Source organism: [Clostridium] aerotolerans DSM 5434 (assembly GCF_000687555.1).
GTDB classification, from domain to species: domain Bacteria; phylum Bacillota; class Clostridia; order Lachnospirales; family Lachnospiraceae; genus Lacrimispora; species Lacrimispora aerotolerans.
In genome coordinates this window covers 300384-316905 of the sequence record NZ_JHWJ01000002.1, presented here as the reverse complement: position 1 = coordinate 316905, position 16522 = coordinate 300384, and the positions used below count along the sequence as shown (strand labels likewise).

The window sequence follows — 16522 nt, the reverse complement described above, 5'->3', positions numbered from 1 at the left end:
GGAGGCACAATAAATGATGGACATAATGGAACTAAAAAAGAAATGCAGTGATATCCGGAAAGATATTATTAATATGACAGCAGATGCAGCCAGTGGTCACCCAGGCGGTTCCCTTTCTGCGGTAGAATTAATGGCAGCCCTGTTCTATACCCAGATGCGGATCGATCCTAAGAACCCTGACAAGGAAGACCGTGACCGTTTCGTATTAAGCAAAGGACATGCAGCTCCCTGCTATTATGCGGTTTTAGGAGAAATGGGATTTTTCGATAAATCGGAATTTAAGAATTTCAGACAGCTTCACAGCATTCTTCAGGGACATCCGGATGCAAAAAAGGTACCTGGTGTGGATGCATCCACTGGCTCTTTAGGACAGGGAATCTCCATCGCAGTTGGCATGGCCCTTGGAGCGAAAGCCCAGAATAAGGATACCAAGGTATTCACTCTTTTAGGAGATGGAGAGCTTCAGGAAGGACAGGTCTGGGAGGCCTGCATGGCAGCAGCCAATTATCACCTGGATAACCTTACGATTATCATCGATAATAACGGACTTCAGATTGATGGAAGCAATGACCAGGTCATGTCACTGGGAGACCTTCATTCCAAATTTAAGGCATTTGGCTTTAACGTACTGGAGCTACCTGATGGTAATAATTTAGAAGAAGTTCTTGCCGCTTATTCCATCAGTACCATGGAAGGCAAACCAAAATGCATCCTGGCACACACCGTAAAAGGAAAAGGCATTTCCTTTATGGAAAACCAGGTTGGCTGGCATGGAAAGGCACCGAGCGAAGACGAGAGACAGCAGGCATTAAAGGAACTGGAGGGTTAAGACATGAGTGAATTAAAAGCAATCAGAGTGGCATACGGGGAAGCGTTGGCTGAGCTTGGAGAAGAGAATGAAAAAGTAGTGGTTATGGATGCGGATCTTGCCCATGCCACCATGACAGCAACCTTTGGAGCGAAGTTTCCGGAGCGGTTCTTTAATGCAGGAATTGCAGAGGCCAATATGGTGGATATGAGCGCAGGACTTTCTACGATGGGATACATACCATTTTGCAGCACCTTTGCAATCTTTGGCGCAGGCCGTGCCTATGAGCAGGTGCGAAACGGTGTAGCGTATCCAAATTTCAATGTTAAGCTTGGCATGACACATTCCGGCATTACCCTTGGGGAAGACGGCGGAAGCCATCAGGCCATTGAGGATCTTGCCCTCATGCGCGTCATTCCAGGAATGACAGTCGTGGTTCCCTGTGATGCCAGTGAAACACACCGTGCGGTCAAGGCAGTGGCAGAGATGAAAGGACCGGCTTATCTGCGTCTTGCCAGACTACCAAGTCCTGTATTTGAAGAGGAGATGCCCTTTGTCATTGGGAAAGCCAACGTATTAAAAGAAGGCGGGGATCTGGTTGTATTTGCCTGTGGTATCATGGTCTCCACCGTTTTGGAATGTGCGAAGAAGCTTGAAGCGGAAGGAACGTCCATTACCGTCGTAAATATGCATACCATAAAGCCAATTGATAAAGAATGCATCTTGACATATGCTTCAAAATGCAGCAAAGTAGTAACTGTAGAGGAACACAGCACCATCGGCGGACTTGGTGATGCAGTAGGTGAAGTTCTTCTGGAACATAAATGTAACGTAACATTTAAAAAGATTGGCGTTCAGGACCGGTTTGGACAATCTGGTAAGCCGGAAGAGCTTTTAGAAGAATACGGACTGAGCGAAAATCAAGTATACCATCAGATTAAAGGAGTGTTGGAAGCATGAGAATCGCATTAATTAACGAGAACAGCCAGGCGGCAAAAAATGAACTGATCTATAACAGCTTAAAAAAGGTAGCAGATGCGAAAGGCTACGAAGTTGATAACTACGGAATGTATTCCCCAGAGGATGCCTGTTCCCTCACTTACGTACAGAACGGAATTCTCGCTGCCATCCTATTAAATTCCGGCGCAGCAGATTATGTAATTACCGGATGCGGAACGGGTGAAGGTGCCATGCTGGCATGCAACAGCTTCCCAGGAGTTATCTGCGGCCACGTATGCGATCCAAGTGACGGATATATGTTCGCTCAGATCAATGACGGCAATGCTATTTCCATGCCATTTGCAAAAGGCTTTGGCTGGGGAGCAGAGCTTAACCTGGAATATACCTTTGAAAAATTATTCTCAGAAGCCAGCGGTCAGGGCTACCCAAGAGAGCGTGCAGTTCCAGAGCAGAGAAACAAAAAGATTCTTGATGTGGTAAGAGAAAACAACTTAAAGGATATCTTAACCTGCTTAAAGGGACTTGACCAGGAGTTGGTGAAGGGTTCGATCGGCGGAGAGAAATTCAGCGAGCTGTTCTTTGCAAATTGCAAGGATGAGAAAATAGCAGAGTATGTAAAGAGTCTGCTTGCTTAGGAGGCATTACATGCTTAAGAATAAACCATCAGGAATTGCCCATGTGGCAATTCCTACCGATGACCCGGAAGCCACAAAAGCATTTTATGAAAATCTGGGATTTACCCGGCTGGTAGATGGGGGCATCAGGGGGATGCTTCAGTGCGGAACCTGCGTCATAGAATTTTACCCCAGACGCCAGGATGAAAAGCCCATCGGTAATATCGACCATATAGCCCTGACCTGTGAGAATCTGGAAGAGGCTTATGATGAAATTGTATCCCAGGGACATACTCTTATCTCCAATGGGATTGAGTCCAATGAAATGTTTGCACCTCGTACCAATCGTTTCTTTCTCTTTCAGGGACCAAACGGGGAAAAAATTGAATTCTGCAAGGTAAGCTAGTTTCGAAAATGAAATAGACGAAGGAGAACTGGAATGAGATTTTTTGTAGATACAGCAAATACGGAAGACGTGAAAAAAGCAAGTGATATGGGCATTATCTGTGGAGTTACCACCAATCCCTCCCTGATTGCCAAGGAAGGCCGTGATTTTAATGAAGTCATCAAAGAAATCACCTCCATCGTTGACGGTCCCATCAGTGGTGAGGTAAAAGCCTCTACCGAAAATGCGGAAGGTATGATTGCAGAAGGAAGAGACATTGCAGCCATTCACCCCAATATGGTAGTAAAGATTCCTATGACAGCAGAAGGCTTAAAGGCTGTCAAGGTGCTGACAGCGGAAGGAATAAAAACCAATGTTACGCTGGTATTTTCCGCTGCTCAGGCGCTTTTGGCTGCACGAGCAGGAGCTACCTATGTTTCTCCTTTCTTAGGCCGTCTTGATGATATTTCCATGCCGGGCATTGATTTGATCCGTGATATCACTGAAATTTTCCAGATACATGGAATCGAGACAGAAATCATTGCAGCCAGCATACGCAATCCCATTCACATCATTGACTGTGCAAAGGCAGGAGCAGACATAGCTACCGTTCCATACGGCGTACTGATGCAGATGACTAAGCATCCCCTGACCGACCAGGGAATTGAAAAGTTCCGGGCAGATGAGAGGGAAGCGTTTGGTAAATAAGTTTGAATGAAACCAGAGCATTGGAAGATGAAATAAATTGTCTTTTGATGCTCTGGTTTTTTAGTTGCAACCTCTTTTTTATCTGTTAAGTTTACATTGACAAAATATTTAAGTTAAAATATACTTACATTAACTTAAATTACAGGGGGATATTATGTCAAAAGCTGTTACATTGTCCCATATCGCCAAAATCGTGGGTGTCAGCACCGTTACCGTTTCCAAGGCAATGTCTGATAAAAGCGGTGTCAGTGAGGATATGAGAAATAAGATCAAAGAAGTTGCAGCCGAGCTGGGATATCAGATGGTTACTTCCTCCAAGAAAGTAAGACCGGAGGGGACCGGGAATCTGGGAATTTTAATTCCAGCCGGATTTTTAGATAGAGTCAATTCCTTTTACTGGAACATGTATCAGTTTGTAGTGACTTCTGCCTCGGAGCGAGGCTATTACTGCATACTTGAAATTGTGAACCAGGAGGAGGAAGCCTCCCTTACCATGCCAAAGATGATTTTAGACGGTAAGGTGGACGGTGTTATTTTAATCGGACAGCCAAGCCAGGAATATTCCGGTTTCTTGTGGAAGAATCCCCATGTACCCGTTGTTTTCATGGATTTTTATGAGGCGAATCAGGAATATGACTGCGTCATATCCGATGGTTTTTATGGGATGTATCTCCTTACAGATTATTTAATCAAATGCGGTCATAAAAAAATCGCCTTTGTTGGGACCCCCATGTCAACCAGCAGCATCACTGACCGGTATTTTGGTTACAGGAAGGCTCTTATGGAGCAGGAAATCTCTTTTAAACAGGAATGGGTCATTCAGGACAGGAGCTTGTCCGCTGGTCATAGAGCATATGAGACCATTCCGCTACCTGATGAGATGCCGACCGCATTTGCATGCAGCAGCGATTATACGGCAGATGTACTGATCAACGGGCTTAGAGAAGCTGGTTATCGGGTGCCGGAGGATATTTCTGTTGTTGGATTTGATAATTGTGAATGGGACAAAGTAGTGAAGGTCCCTATTACCAGCTATGATGTGCACAAAGACAGAATGGCTGAACTGGCAGTGGAAAATCTGGTAAGTAAGATTAAAAAAGAGCCTTACATTTCTGGAATCCAGATCGTAGCAGGGGGACTGGTCAAGAAAAAAAGCGTGTCAGAAATCTAAGTGGGCAGGGAATTTTTGTAATTGGCAGGCGTCGTTCCTGTGTATTTGCGAAAGATACGGATAAAATGAGTGGTGTTTTCCATTCCCACCCGCCGGCCTGCTTCGTACACGGTGATGGCTGGATCCTGAAGCAGCTTTTTTGCTTCTTCAATTCTCCGCCTGTTTAAATACTGCAAAGGCGGGACCTGATAAAGCTCATGAAATTCTCTGGACAGCCGGTATCTGCTGATTCCCAGTGTCTGCTCAAATTGAGTGAGGCTGTGGGAAGAGGCGTACCGGGTGTCCATTATTTTTTTCATTTCCCTTAAATAAGGAGGGGCCACATCAGACTGGGAGGCAAAAGGAGGCAGGACAGCAGCCGTAAGCAGGTCTGTAAGAAGCCGGTGATTGATGATTAAGTTGTCCCTGCTTAAGAATTCAGGAATCTCAGTGAGGCGGGAAAAAAGAGACAGGATATATGGGGTGGCTGGAATGACGGTAAGACTGCCCCACGTTTTTATAAACTCTCTAAAAAAGAATAAGCATTTTGTTTTTTCTATAAACAGCTGGTAATAATTCCAGCTGTTTTTTTCTGTGTAAATTTTATGGCGGATAGAACCATCGATAAAAAGAAAGGTTTCGGGTGAAAGGGAAAGCCTCTTATCACCAGTTTCGTACACACCGCTTCCTGATACAGTATACAGAATACAAAAGCAGGGAAGATCTGTAATTTCGTAACGGTAAGGGTAACAGGTATTCATATATCCGGCTGCCATCAGGGAAAGTAAGGAATCACCATCTTCTGGTTTAAGGGGATATTCAGGGGGCAGACACTGGCTGGCACTGAAAGCAGAAGTTAGCTTGTTATTACTTAATAAATGAGCTAAAAAAAGTTTGTTGAATTCCAAAACGCACCTCTTTTCATCTGTTTTTTTATAGTCTAGCATAATAAACCATAAAATTAAAGTTAAAAACAGAATAAAAAAATCATTTATAACGAAAGTGTCTTACTAAAATCCAGGATAAATATAACAATATAAACAAAAAAAATGAAATAAATGATATAAAACAGAGGTAGTGCATAAAAATAAACAAGGATTCATGATAAGTCGCAAGAATGGTCGATGAATATGGATTAACTTTAAAATATACTTAAATTAACTTAAAATAAATTAATAAAATCCTGAAATTAACAGGATTAAATAATGAAGGAGGAAGCATGATGAAGGTTTGGAAACGAATTGGGGCGGCAGGACTGGCGGCAGTGATGGCTGCTTCCCTGGCAGGCTGCGGCGGCGCAAAAGCCACAGCAACCCAGGCAGCCAAAGAAGAGAAGGCAGCTGAGCTGCCTAAATTTACAGATTTGAAGGTGGGAGAAGATTATAAGGATATCAAAGCAGATTTAAGATTTATCACACACAAGACAGATATCATTGATACGGTCTTTCAGGATTACATAAAAGAATTCCAGAAGATGTATCCGGGCGTAACAATTACATACGAAGGAATCACCAGTTATGCGGATGATATTATTACCAGACTCACCACAGGAGATTGGGGCGATATCTGCATGGTTCCTACTCAGATCGATAAGAATGAACTGAAAAATTATTTCCTTCCTTTTGGAGATATCACAGAGCTGGAAAAGAAGTACGTCATGCTGAATAACTATTCCTATAAAAATGTGGTCTATGGAATCCCGTCTATGGGAAATGTACAGGGAATTGTATATAACAAAAAGGTTTTTGCAGATGCAGGGATTACGGAGCTTCCCAAAACGCCCGACGATTTTCTGGCAGCCTTACAGAAAATCAAGGATAATACAGACGCGATTCCCATGTATACCAATTTCGCGGCAAACTGGACGATGACGGCCTGGGATGCCTATATTACAGGATCTGCCACAGGAGATCCGGACTTTGCCAACAATGAGCTGCTCCACAGCAAAAATCCATTTGAAAAGCGGGCAGATATGACAGGACCTTATGCGGTTTATTACGTTTTATATGAGGCTGTGAAACGAGGACTGACGGAAGAAGATCCAACCACAACGGACTGGGAGGGAAGCAAGGGCATGATGAACAGCGGTAAGATTGCGACCATGGCACTGGGCTCCTGGTCTGTAGTTCAGATGCAGGGGGCAGGAGATCATGGGGATGACATCGGATATATGCCATTTCCTATTACTGTAAATGGAAAACAATATGTCTCCGCAGCTCCCGATTATAATTATGGCATTAATTTGAACAGCAGCCAGGATAATCAGATCGCTTCCATGCTTTACATCAAATGGCTTACGGAAAAGTCTAATTTTGCCTATGACCAGGGCGGGATTCCCATCTGCGTAGGGGAAAAGTATCCGGACGTCTATAAGATGTTTGATGGAATTGAATTAGTCATCGATAACCCGGCTCCAGAGGGAGAGGAGACGCTTTACAATGATATCAACAATGATTCTGAGGTAGGCCTTAACGTATCCCCCGACGGAGTCTCTAAAATCCTGGAAGCAGCCACAACCGGTTCTCCGACTCTTGATGAGATCATGGCTGACTGGAATGCCAGATGGACTGCTTCTCAGAAAAAGTTCGGAGCGATAAAGTAGGAGGAGACAGCTTTGAGTAAAAGATCGAACATGGCGGCCCATGTGGTGAAATGGCTCCAAAAGGGGAAAGTGAACCGGTGGCTTGTCATCCTGACATTTATGTTTATACCCGTATTCCTGCTTTTGGTATTTACCTATATTCCTTTTGTGAAAATGATGGGCTTTAGCTTTTTCGATATGAAGTACATTGGAAAAAGGGAATATGTAGGAATACAAAATTATCTGGATGTGTTTCAAAGAGATGATTGCTTTAAAGCATTGAGACTGAGTCTTTACTACATAGGGGCATGCTTTGTTCAGATGTCCCTGGCTCTTTACTTTGCTTCCGTACTCAGTACCAATATCCGGTGTGGTAATTTGTTTAAGGGGTTTATGTTTTTTCCATATCTCATCTGTGGAATCGCAGTAGGCTTTATTTTCAAGTTTTTCTATACCAGAGGGTTTGTTTTCGATACTGTCCTTTCCTGGTTCGGCTTTACACAGGATCAGTTGCCTTACTGGCTGAAAGATACACGGATCAATAATATTTCCATAGCGGCTACCTCGATATGGAGGTACATGGGACAGAACATGGTTTTATTTATCGGTGCCATTATGTCCGTGGATTCCACCATGTATGAGGCGGCTGCTATAGATGGGGCAGATGAATGGAAAAAATTCCGGTATATCGTATTTCCAAGCATTAAGACTGTTATTGTCCTCAATCTGATTTTGTCCATCACTGGTTCCCTAAGCGCATTTGAACCACCCTATGTCATTACCAACGGAAGCTTTGGGACCGCAACTTATTTTGTGGTCATGAATAAACTGGCTCATGAAAATCAAAAGGTAGGCCTCGCTTCTGCAATGGCTGTGATTCTGCTTGTGATCATTCTGGCAGCCACTCTGTTCCAGAAACTTATTTTTAGATATTTCTTCGGAGAAGGGGAAGAGGATTCCTGGCGGGAAAAGAGGCTGAGGAGAAAAAGAGAAATGATCTCCCGAAAGGAGGGGGCTTAGTGAATCGTCATAAAGTAAAAAAGCGATTATGGAAGTTCTTTCAATATCTGACTCTTATGGCGGGCGCTTTTGTATCCGTGACTCCTGTGGTGGTATGCGTCATAACTGCATGTAAAACAGAAAAAGAATATGCTTCCACCAATGTCATGACTTTACCTCAAAACTGGCTGTATGGAGGAAACTTTATTCAGGCATGGAATCAGGCGAATATGGCAACTGCATTTCGCAATTCCCTTGTAATTTTAGTATTTGTTCTCCTTGGTTCCGTGCTCACAGGTTCCATGCTTGCCTACATATTGAACCGTTTTAAGTTTCTTGGAAATGGGCTCATCAGGAATCTCTTTTTATTTGCAGCCATGCTGCCTGGAATCGCCATGCAGGTATCGGTCTATCAGCTGATGTATGAATTTCACTTAATCAATACCCTTACAGGATACATTATTCTGATGATGGGAACCGATGTAATCTCCATTTACATCTTCATTCAGTTTTTTGAAAACATACCAATATCCTTAGATGAGTCAGCCATTATGGACGGCTGCACGTATTTCGGTGTATTTTTCCGGGTATTAATGCCCCTTTTAAAACCAGCCATCATAACGGTGATGATATTAAAAGGCGTTGGGACTTATAACGAATACTATATGGCAAACTTATATCTCCAGGATAAGAACCGTCTGGTAACCGTGGCTACGTCTCTCTATAAATTTACAGGGCCACTTGGCAGCCAGTATAACTATATCTGCGCAGGTGTAATCATTACCTTGCTGCCAGCACTTTTTGTATTTATATTCTGTCAGAAACAAATATACAGCGGACTGACTCAGGGAGCAGTCAAAGGTTAGGAGGAAAACCATGAAATTATATACACCTAAAATAAAGGCAATGCCATGGCAGGAGCCAGCAGGAACATGTACAGGATCCCCAATCTGGCGCTATACAGAAAATCCTATTATCGGAAGAAATCCCATAGATCATGTGGCCAGGATATTTAATTCTGCCGTGATTCCCTATGAGAACAGCTTTATCGGCGTGTTCCGGGGAGAGCAGAACAATGGAATTCCCTATATTTATCTTGGCAGAAGCAAAGACGGAATTCATTGGGAGTTTGAAGAAGAAAAGATTACGTTCGTCGACGAGGAAGGTCAGGAGTTCATGCCAAGATATGCCTATGATCCCCGTCTGGTAAAGGTGGAGGACACCTACTATATCATATGGTGTCAGGATTTTTACGGAGCTTCCATTGGTATGGCAAAAACACAGGATTTTAAGACGTTTGTCAGGCTCGAGAATCCCTTTCTTCCATTTAACCGGAATGCCGTCTTATTTCCCAGAAAGGTAAATGGGAATTTTATGATGCTCTCTCGTCCCAGTGACAGCGGTCATACCCCTTTTGGAGATATTTTTCTAAGCGAGAGCCCGGATCTTGTTTACTGGGGAAAACACCGCCACGTAATGGGAAAGGGCAAGGAATGGTGGCAATCCTTAAAGATTGGGGGAGGTGCAGCTCCTATTGAGACCAATGAAGGCTGGCTCTTATTTTACCATGGGGTATCCGGCACCTGCAATGGATTCGTATACAGCATTGGGGGGGCTATTTTAGATATCGACAATCCTTCCGTGGTCAAATACCGGTGTGAAAATTTCCTTCTGACCCCTGAAACCTGGTATGAGGAACGGGGATTTGTTCCCAATGTCTGCTTCCCCTGCGCCACGATCTGTGACCCGGAGGATGGAAGAATAGCCATCTATTACGGCGCGGCAGACAGCTACGTGGCCCTGGCCTTTACAAGGGCAGAGGAAATAGTCACTTACATAAAGGAACATAGTGTTTTAACGGAAGAGGACCAGGAACCAGGAAGACGATAGCAGGGACAGAAAGGGAGTAATACATGAAGGAAACGATGGCAGAAGAAATGAGGGAGCATCTGGAGACAAAGCTGCTCCCATTCTGGGAAGGATTAAAGGATGAGGTGTACGGAGGCTATTACGGCTACGTGGGCCATGACCTTAAGGTGGATGAAAAGGCAGATAAGGGAGTTATCTTAAACAGCAGGATATTATGGTTCTTTTCCAATGCTTCTCTGACTTTAAAGCGAAAGGACCTTCTGGATTACGCGGATCATAGTTTTCGGTTCCTAAAAAACTTCTGTCTGGACCGGGCAGAAGGAGGGGTGTACTGGTCGGTATCCTACGATGGAAAGCCGGTGGACCGGACAAAACACACCTATAATCAGGCGTTTGCCGTCTACGCCCTATCAGCCTATTACGATGCCTCCCGGCAACCAGAGGCGTTGGGTCTTGCTTATGATCTTTTTGACCAGATTGAGCATTCCTTCCGGTCTATGGATGGTTACGGAGAAGCTTATGATTCTTCCTTCCACCCTATCAGAAATGATAAGCTTTCAGAGCACGGAGTCATGGCAGAAAGAACCATGAACACGCTGCTTCACCTGCTGGAGGCGTATACAGAGCTTTACCGGGTGGACCATGCTCCCAGAGTGGCTAAAACCCTGAGGCATCTTTTAGATGTACTTGAAAGCCGTGTGTTTAATACTGAAAAAAGGCGGCTGGAGGTATTTTTCGACAATGACTGGAAATCCCTTTTAGACCTTCATTCCTATGGTCATGACATAGAGGCTTCCTGGCTTATTGACCGTTGTACCGGAATGTTAGGAGATTCGGAATATCAAAAGAGAATGGAACCATTGACCAGAATGCTGGCTGAACAGGTCTATGAGCTGGCTTATAAAGACCATAGCCTTTTAAATGAATGGGAAAATGGCAGAGCCGATGAAGACCGGATCTGGTGGGTTCAGGCAGAGGGCGTGGTGGGATTTTTAAATGCCTGGGAGAAACAGCCGGAGGATACCAGGTTCTTTAAAGCCGCAGAGGATATCTGGAGCTACATAAAAAAACGGGTGGTGGACCAAAGACCCGGGTCAGAATGGTTCTACCGGATTTGTGGAGGGGAAGCACCTTCTGGTGACGATCCTCTGGTGGAGCCTTGGAAATGTCCTTATCACAATGGAAGAATGTGCATGGAAGTCATAAAGAGACTTGGCATTCTTCACCCGCGGTATGAAGCGGAAAAGAACAGGCAGGATCAGTTAATTGGCAGGAGGAATGAAAAGACAGATTGGTATAACGGCATCTTTGACCGATATAAATACCCGGTCCTGACCAGGGACCATGTGCCTCTTACCTGGAGATATGATGTTAACTGGAACACCAATCCTTATTTTATGGAGCGTCTTGGTATCAATGCAGTGATGAATGCCGGAGCCATTGAATTAAATGGAAAGTTTTATCTCATTGCGAGGGTGGAAGGAAACGACCGGAAATCATTTTTTGCGGTAGCAGAAAGCAAGAATGGAATCGATGGTTTCCGCTTCTTAGAAGAACCAGTCACTCTTCCTGACACCTGCCCGGAAGAAACTAATGTGTATGATATGAGGCTGACAAAGCATGAGGACGGCTGGATTTACGGGGTATTCTGCTCAGAAAGCCACGACTCCACTTCTTCTGATTTATCAAAAGCAGTGGCCCAGGCAGGTATTGTCAGAACAAAGGATTTAAAAACCTGGGAGCGTCTTGATAATCTTAAGACACTTCGTTCCCCTCAGCAGCGCAATGTCATGCTTCACCCTGAATTTGTAAATGGCTGTTACGGGTTTTATACAAGACCCATGGATGACTTTATTGAGACTGGAAGCGGCGGTGGAATTGGCTTTGGCCTTTGCAAGGATATCCGCCACGGAGTCATAGACGAAGAAATCATCACCAGCAAACGCCGTTATCATACCATAACAGAAGCGAAAAATGGAGCCGGGGCTGTTCCCATTAAAACACCGGCTGGCTGGATCCACATCGCTCACGGAGTCAGGTATACGGCAGCAGGACTCAGATATGTTCTCTATGCCTTTGCAACAGATTTAAAAGAGCCATCTAAAGTCATAGCAGAGCCTTCTGGCCTTCTTCTTGGACCAAGAGGAGAGGAACGGGTAGGAGATGTTTCCAATGTGGTCTTTACCAATGGGGCAATTGCCCGTGAAAATGGAGAGGTATATCTTTATTATGCTTCCTCAGATACCAGAATCCATGTGGCAGTCACCACTGTAGAGAAGCTGATGGATTACGTGTTTTCTACGCCTGAGGACCCTTTAAGGAGTGCTGATTGTGTGAGGCAGAGAATTGCCCTGATTCACAAGAATAAGGAGCTTATAAGGTATGAATGAGAAGCTGTTTATAAAAGCAGACCACCCCTTTTTGCAGTACTGTGGCAGGATCGGAAGAGATGACAAGGGGCGGCCGGAGTTTATTTATCCCTGCAGTTTTGTAAGGCTGGAATTTATAGGAGACTCTGTTGAAGTAGAACTGGAGAACCATTCCGTATACTGGGATAATTACATTGGCTGGATTTTAGATGGAGGCCAGAGAAAAGCAAAACTTCCCGGGGAAGGAAAAACCAGTCTTTGTCTGGGAAAGGAACTGGGAGAGGGCAGGCACAGCCTGTTGCTGTTCAAGCGTCAGGATTCCTGCCATACCATTTCCCTAGAGGGCTTTCTACTGCCAAAGGGCGGTTCCCTCATGGAACCAGAGCCTTTGCCCAAACGGAGAATCGAGGTTTACGGGGATTCTGTCAGTGCAGGAGAGGTATCAGAAGCCACTGATTATGTGGGAAAAGTTGACCCGGTTCATCAGGGAGAGTACTCCAATAGCTGGTACTCTTATGCCTGGATGACGGCAAGAAAGCTTCATGCCTCCATCCACAATATCTCCCAGGGCGGAATTGCCCTTAGAAATGGAACGGGCTGGTTTGAATCTCCAAGGCCCATTGGTATGGAGTGGGTCTATGATAAGGTTCAGTACCAACCCACAATAGGAAGAACCAGTCTGTGGGACTTTAAGGAGTATCGTCCTCATGTAGTAATTATAGCTTTGGGTCAAAATGACAGCCACCCAGAGGATTTCATGAAGGAAGATTATGATGGTCAGAAAGCAATGGAATGGAGGGCCCACTACACCTGTTTTATACAGAAGTTAAGAGAACTCTATCCACAGGCATTTCTAATCCTGACAACAACCATACTGTGCCATCACCATAACTGGGACAGGACAATCGAAGAAGTGTGGAGTACACTTAAGGATGACCGTGTATCTCATTTCCTTTATAAGAGAAACGGTTGTGGAACACCGGGACATATCAGGATTCCAGAAGCAGAGGAAATGGCCGGAGAGCTGTCGGAGTATATCAATGGTTTAGGAGAAGAAATCTGGCGGGATGAATTCGGTTTTGATGGTCATTTGATGGAGAGCAGATTATGACATATATAGATCAGTATGAATATTGGTGTACCAGTCCTTTGTTTTCCCATGAAACAGGAAAAGAGCTGGAAGCAATCAGGAACCAGAAAGAAGAAATTAAGGATCGCTTTTCAAAGGAACTGGAATTTGGCACTGGAGGAATCAGAGGAGTTATGGGAGCCGGAACCAACCGGATGAACCGGTATACGGTGGCGAGGGTGACTCAGGGACTAGCCAATTATCTTAAAGAGAGTGGAAAATGGGAAAAGGGCGTTGGTATCGCCTATGATTCCAGACATATGTCCAGGGAATTTGCTGAAGAGACAGCCAGATGTCTGGCCGGAAACCAGATTCCGGTCTACTTGTTTTCCAGACTGACACCTACCCCCTTACTTTCATATGCCATTCGCAGCCTTTCTCTTGCTGCTGGTATTGTTATCACAGCCAGCCATAACCCACCGGAATACAACGGATATAAGGTATACTGGGATGATGGGGCACAGATTACTTCTCCAAAGGATAAGGAAATAGGACGATGTATCACCGGAATAAAGGATTATGGTTCCATCAAGAGACTTCCGTTGGAAGAGGCAGAAGAAAAGAGACTGCTTCATTGGATCGGAGATGAGCTGGAGGACGCTTACATAAAGGAAATGGAACAATGGGTATCATCTCCCAAGGCTCTATTACAGGCCGCAAAGGGAGTGAATATTGTATACACGCCTCTTCATGGCACCGGGAATCTGCCGGTACGGCGATTGTTATCCCATCTGGGATTTACCAATGTGTTTACTGTCGAGGAGCAGATGGAACCAGACGGTGATTTTAAGACAGTAAAGTCCCCAAACCCGGAAGAAGAAAGTGCCTTTGCGCTGGCTCTTAAGCTTGCCGAAAAGGCAGTCGCTGATCTTGTTCTGGCTACGGACCCTGATGGAGACCGTATGGGTGTTTATGTAAGGGATGACCAAACCGGTAAATACTGCCGTTTGACCGGGAATATGACCGGAATATTAATATGCAATTATCTTCTCTTAAGGAGAAAGGAAACAGGAAATCTCCCCTTGAAAGGAGCTGTAGTAAAAACCATTGTAACCACGCAAATGGCAAGACCTCTGGCAGAGAAGTATAAAATGAAGCTGATTGAGGTCTTAACCGGGTTTAAGTACATAGGAGAGCAGATGAAAATCTTTGAAGAATCTGAGGAATTCACCTACCAGTTTGGTTTTGAGGAAAGTTGCGGCTGTCTGGTGGAGACCTGTGTCAGAGATAAGGACGCCATTTCAGCGGTCATGGTCTTGTGCGAGGCCGCGGCCTATTATAAGACAAAGGACAGCTCTGTCTGGGAAGAATTAAATCAGCTATATAAAGAATTTGGCTACTATCAGGAGTGTCTGGAATCTGTAACCTTAAAAGGAGAAGATGGTCTGACTCAAATGAACAAAATTATGGAGACCTTCCGAACCCATTCACCGGAAATGGCAGGTGGCTTTAAGATAATAAAAAAGGAAGATTATGAAACAGGAGAAGGGGTATCTGGAAGGTTTCCCAAATCAAACGTACTTCGCTTCCTCTTATCGGAGGATGCCTGGTTTGCCATAAGACCTTCTGGAACGGAGCCTAAAATCAAGTTTTATTTTGGAGTAAAAGGAAAATCATTTCATGATGCCGATGAAAAGCTAAAAGCGTTGAAGAAAGATGTTTTAACCAGCATAGAAAAGGGGGAGAAGGATGAAATTACGTGGGATTCACTTAGAGAATCCAAGAGATATCGTTCAGGCAGTTAAAAAGGCTCAGGAGGGAAAGCATGTGGTGCTGGCGTTTCTTGGCGGTTCCATCACTCAGGGCTCTTTAGCCACAAAACCAGTAACCTGTTATGCTTATCTTGTATATGAGTGGTGGAAGAAAACATTTCCTAATGCAAGCTTTACCTACATCAATGCCGGAATTGGGGGGACCAATTCCTTATTCGGTGCAGCCAGAGCTCAGGAAGATGTTCTTTCCCGTAACCCGGATTTTATAATTCTTGATTTTTCGGTCAATGATGACAATACGGATTTTTTCATGGAAACATATGAAAGCCTGATTGTGCGTATTTTATCCCACTCTAAAAGACCTGGAGTCATGGCTTTGTGCAATGCATTTTATGAAGATGGAAGCTCGGCATTGGAGCGTCATAAGAAAGTCCTGGACCATTATTCCATCCCTTATGTTTCCATAAAGGAAACTCTCTATCAGGACATATTAGACGGCAAGACAGCCATAAAAGACATAACTCCCGATGGGCTTCATCCCAATGACGAGGGACATAAAAAGATTGCTGATTTAATCATCATAGCTTTGGAGGAAATAAAAGGAATGGATCCTGTACCGTCAGAGGATACAGGTCAACCCAATATGCCAGTTCCTTTAACTCCGTGCAGCTACCAGGACGCCAGTCGGATACAAAATAACATAACTCCGTTCCAGTGCAGGGGCTTTCTACGCGATGATTCTATAAAAAACGGAGTAACAGATGTCTTTAAAGGAGGCTGGATCAGCCGATGCAGTGGGGACCGTATTGTTTTTGAGACGGAGGGCAGCAGCCTTTCGGTACAATACCGAAGAACCATAAAGAGACCTGCGCCAGTGGCAGCAGCCTATCTTGATGGAGACAGGGATCATGGCGTCATTCTGGACGGAAACTTCGATGAGGAGTGGGGAGACTGTCTCGCGCTGACCAATCTCCTTCATCACGGAACGCCGGGAAAGCATGTGGTTGAAATTGAGATTCTAAAAGGAGTGGAGGAAGAGGAAACCCCATTTTATCTGGTATCCCTCATACAGTCCGGGAAGGAAATCGGGTCAAATACCCCCATGGACAGACACTGCCTGATGTAGTAAAATTGTGAAATTTATTTCTCAAATTGAAAAATATTTACAGTTTTCTTAAGGTTTCACGCATTATTACCAAATATTTACATTTCATTTACATATCTTTACGGATACCTGA

Annotated in this window: 15 protein-coding genes and 1 pseudogene; 15 read left to right on the top strand and 1 reads right to left on the bottom strand. The window is 44.4% G+C overall.

Going from position 1 to position 16522, the window contains the following annotated elements; genetic code table 11:
- The first annotated feature begins 16 nt into the window (after positions 1-16).
- From T546_RS0104215 to T546_RS0104190, 6 genes are all read left to right on the top strand, one after another.
- Entirely contained in the window at positions 17-829 is an 813-nt protein-coding gene (locus tag T546_RS0104215) for a transketolase (RefSeq protein ID WP_026890551.1), read from the top strand.
- Between the two features lie 3 nt (positions 830-832).
- Entirely contained in the window at positions 833-1768 is a 936-nt protein-coding gene (locus tag T546_RS0104210; protein WP_026890550.1) for a transketolase family protein, read from the top strand.
- Positions 1765-2403, top strand: coding sequence for an RpiB/LacA/LacB family sugar-phosphate isomerase (locus T546_RS0104205; protein ID WP_026890549.1), 639 nt, complete (start codon positions 1765-1767; stop codon positions 2401-2403). Before T546_RS0104210 ends, T546_RS0104205 begins: the two co-directional genes overlap by 4 nt.
- Positions 2404-2413: 10 nt before the next feature.
- Positions 2414-2788 carry a VOC family protein gene (locus tag T546_RS24490; protein WP_024836983.1) on the top strand — a complete coding sequence of 125 codons (375 nt, stop codon included), beginning with the start codon at positions 2414-2416 and terminating at the stop codon, positions 2786-2788.
- Between the two features lie 33 nt (positions 2789-2821).
- Positions 2822-3475 carry a fructose-6-phosphate aldolase gene (gene fsa, locus T546_RS0104195; RefSeq protein WP_026890548.1) on the top strand — a complete coding sequence of 218 codons (654 nt, stop codon included), beginning with the start codon at positions 2822-2824 and terminating at the stop codon, positions 3473-3475.
- 154 nt (positions 3476-3629) lie between these two features.
- Positions 3630-4646: a LacI family DNA-binding transcriptional regulator gene (locus T546_RS0104190; RefSeq protein ID WP_026890547.1), complete on the top strand. Its 1017-nt coding sequence runs from the start codon at positions 3630-3632 to the stop codon at positions 4644-4646.
- Here T546_RS0104190 and T546_RS0104185 read toward each other — a convergent pair.
- Positions 4643-5533 (bottom strand): AraC family transcriptional regulator, encoded by an 891-nt coding sequence (locus tag T546_RS0104185; protein WP_026890546.1) that lies wholly within the window; start codon positions 5531-5533, stop codon positions 4643-4645. The two genes, T546_RS0104190 and T546_RS0104185, sit on opposite strands and share 4 nt — an antisense overlap.
- A 311-nt stretch (positions 5534-5844) precedes the next feature.
- Here T546_RS0104185 and T546_RS0104180 point away from each other — a divergent pair, with 311 nt between their 5' ends.
- The 9 genes and pseudogenes from T546_RS0104180 to T546_RS0104145 all read left to right on the top strand — a co-directional run bounded on the left by T546_RS0104180 (position 5845) and on the right by T546_RS0104145 (position 16410).
- The gene (locus T546_RS0104180; protein WP_051629592.1) at positions 5845-7227 is read left to right on the top strand and encodes an ABC transporter substrate-binding protein; all 1383 of its coding nucleotides are present in this window, start codon (positions 5845-5847) and stop codon (positions 7225-7227) included.
- A 30-nt stretch (positions 7228-7257) separates the two neighbouring features.
- A complete protein-coding gene (locus T546_RS0104175; RefSeq protein ID WP_026890544.1) occupies positions 7258-8226 on the top strand; it encodes a carbohydrate ABC transporter permease in 969 nt (322 codons plus the stop codon).
- A 56-nt stretch (positions 8227-8282) separates the two neighbouring features.
- On the top strand, positions 8283-9071 hold the full coding sequence (locus tag T546_RS0104170; RefSeq protein ID WP_156951294.1) for a carbohydrate ABC transporter permease: 789 nt from the start codon (positions 8283-8285) through the stop codon (positions 9069-9071).
- 10 nt (positions 9072-9081) lie between these two features.
- Positions 9082-10095, top strand: coding sequence for a glycoside hydrolase family 130 protein (locus tag T546_RS0104165; RefSeq protein ID WP_026890542.1), 1014 nt, complete (start codon positions 9082-9084; stop codon positions 10093-10095).
- 23 nt (positions 10096-10118) lie between these two features.
- Positions 10119-11177: pseudogene (locus tag T546_RS26305) on the top strand (AGE family epimerase/isomerase); the annotation flags it as partial.
- A 114-nt stretch (positions 11178-11291) separates the two neighbouring features.
- Positions 11292-12464 carry a glycoside hydrolase family 130 protein gene (locus T546_RS26300; protein WP_026890541.1) on the top strand — a complete coding sequence of 391 codons (1173 nt, stop codon included), beginning with the start codon at positions 11292-11294 and terminating at the stop codon, positions 12462-12464.
- A complete protein-coding gene (locus T546_RS22810; protein ID WP_242842185.1) occupies positions 12457-13554 on the top strand; it encodes an SGNH/GDSL hydrolase family protein in 1098 nt (365 codons plus the stop codon). The genes T546_RS26300 and T546_RS22810 overlap by 8 nt, the downstream gene beginning before the upstream one ends.
- Positions 13551-15317 (top strand): phospho-sugar mutase, encoded by a 1767-nt coding sequence (locus T546_RS22805; protein WP_084326147.1) that lies wholly within the window; start codon positions 13551-13553, stop codon positions 15315-15317. The genes T546_RS22810 and T546_RS22805 overlap by 4 nt, the downstream gene beginning before the upstream one ends.
- Positions 15262-16410, top strand: a complete 1149-nt coding sequence (locus T546_RS0104145) for an SGNH/GDSL hydrolase family protein (RefSeq protein ID WP_026890540.1) — start codon at positions 15262-15264, stop codon at positions 16408-16410. Before T546_RS22805 ends, T546_RS0104145 begins: the two co-directional genes overlap by 56 nt.
- The last annotated feature ends 112 nt before the right edge of the window (positions 16411-16522 follow it).

Excerpts from the sequence above, each read along its gene's own strand:
- T546_RS0104180 (WP_051629592.1), top strand. The coding sequence starts at position 5,845 with ATGATGAAGGTTTGGAAACGAATTGGGGCGGCAGGACTGGCGGCAGTG.
- T546_RS0104210 (WP_026890550.1), top strand. The coding sequence starts at position 833 with ATGAGTGAATTAAAAGCAATCAGAGTGGCATACGGGGAAGCGTTGGCT.
- T546_RS0104165 (WP_026890542.1), top strand. The coding sequence starts at position 9,082 with ATGAAATTATATACACCTAAAATAAAGGCAATGCCATGGCAGGAGCCA.
- T546_RS0104145 (WP_026890540.1), top strand. The coding sequence starts at position 15,262 with ATGAAATTACGTGGGATTCACTTAGAGAATCCAAGAGATATCGTTCAG.
- T546_RS0104190 (WP_026890547.1), top strand. The coding sequence starts at position 3,630 with ATGTCAAAAGCTGTTACATTGTCCCATATCGCCAAAATCGTGGGTGTC.
- fsa (WP_026890548.1), top strand. The coding sequence starts at position 2,822 with ATGAGATTTTTTGTAGATACAGCAAATACGGAAGACGTGAAAAAAGCA.
- T546_RS0104170 (WP_156951294.1), top strand. The coding sequence starts at position 8,283 with ATGGCGGGCGCTTTTGTATCCGTGACTCCTGTGGTGGTATGCGTCATA.
- T546_RS22810 (WP_242842185.1), top strand. The coding sequence starts at position 12,457 with ATGAATGAGAAGCTGTTTATAAAAGCAGACCACCCCTTTTTGCAGTAC.
- T546_RS22805 (WP_084326147.1), top strand. The coding sequence starts at position 13,551 with ATGACATATATAGATCAGTATGAATATTGGTGTACCAGTCCTTTGTTT.
- T546_RS0104175 (WP_026890544.1), top strand. The coding sequence starts at position 7,258 with ATGGCGGCCCATGTGGTGAAATGGCTCCAAAAGGGGAAAGTGAACCGG.
- T546_RS0104205 (WP_026890549.1), top strand. The coding sequence starts at position 1,765 with ATGAGAATCGCATTAATTAACGAGAACAGCCAGGCGGCAAAAAATGAA.
- T546_RS24490 (WP_024836983.1), top strand. The coding sequence starts at position 2,414 with ATGCTTAAGAATAAACCATCAGGAATTGCCCATGTGGCAATTCCTACC.
- T546_RS0104215 (WP_026890551.1), top strand. The coding sequence starts at position 17 with ATGGACATAATGGAACTAAAAAAGAAATGCAGTGATATCCGGAAAGAT.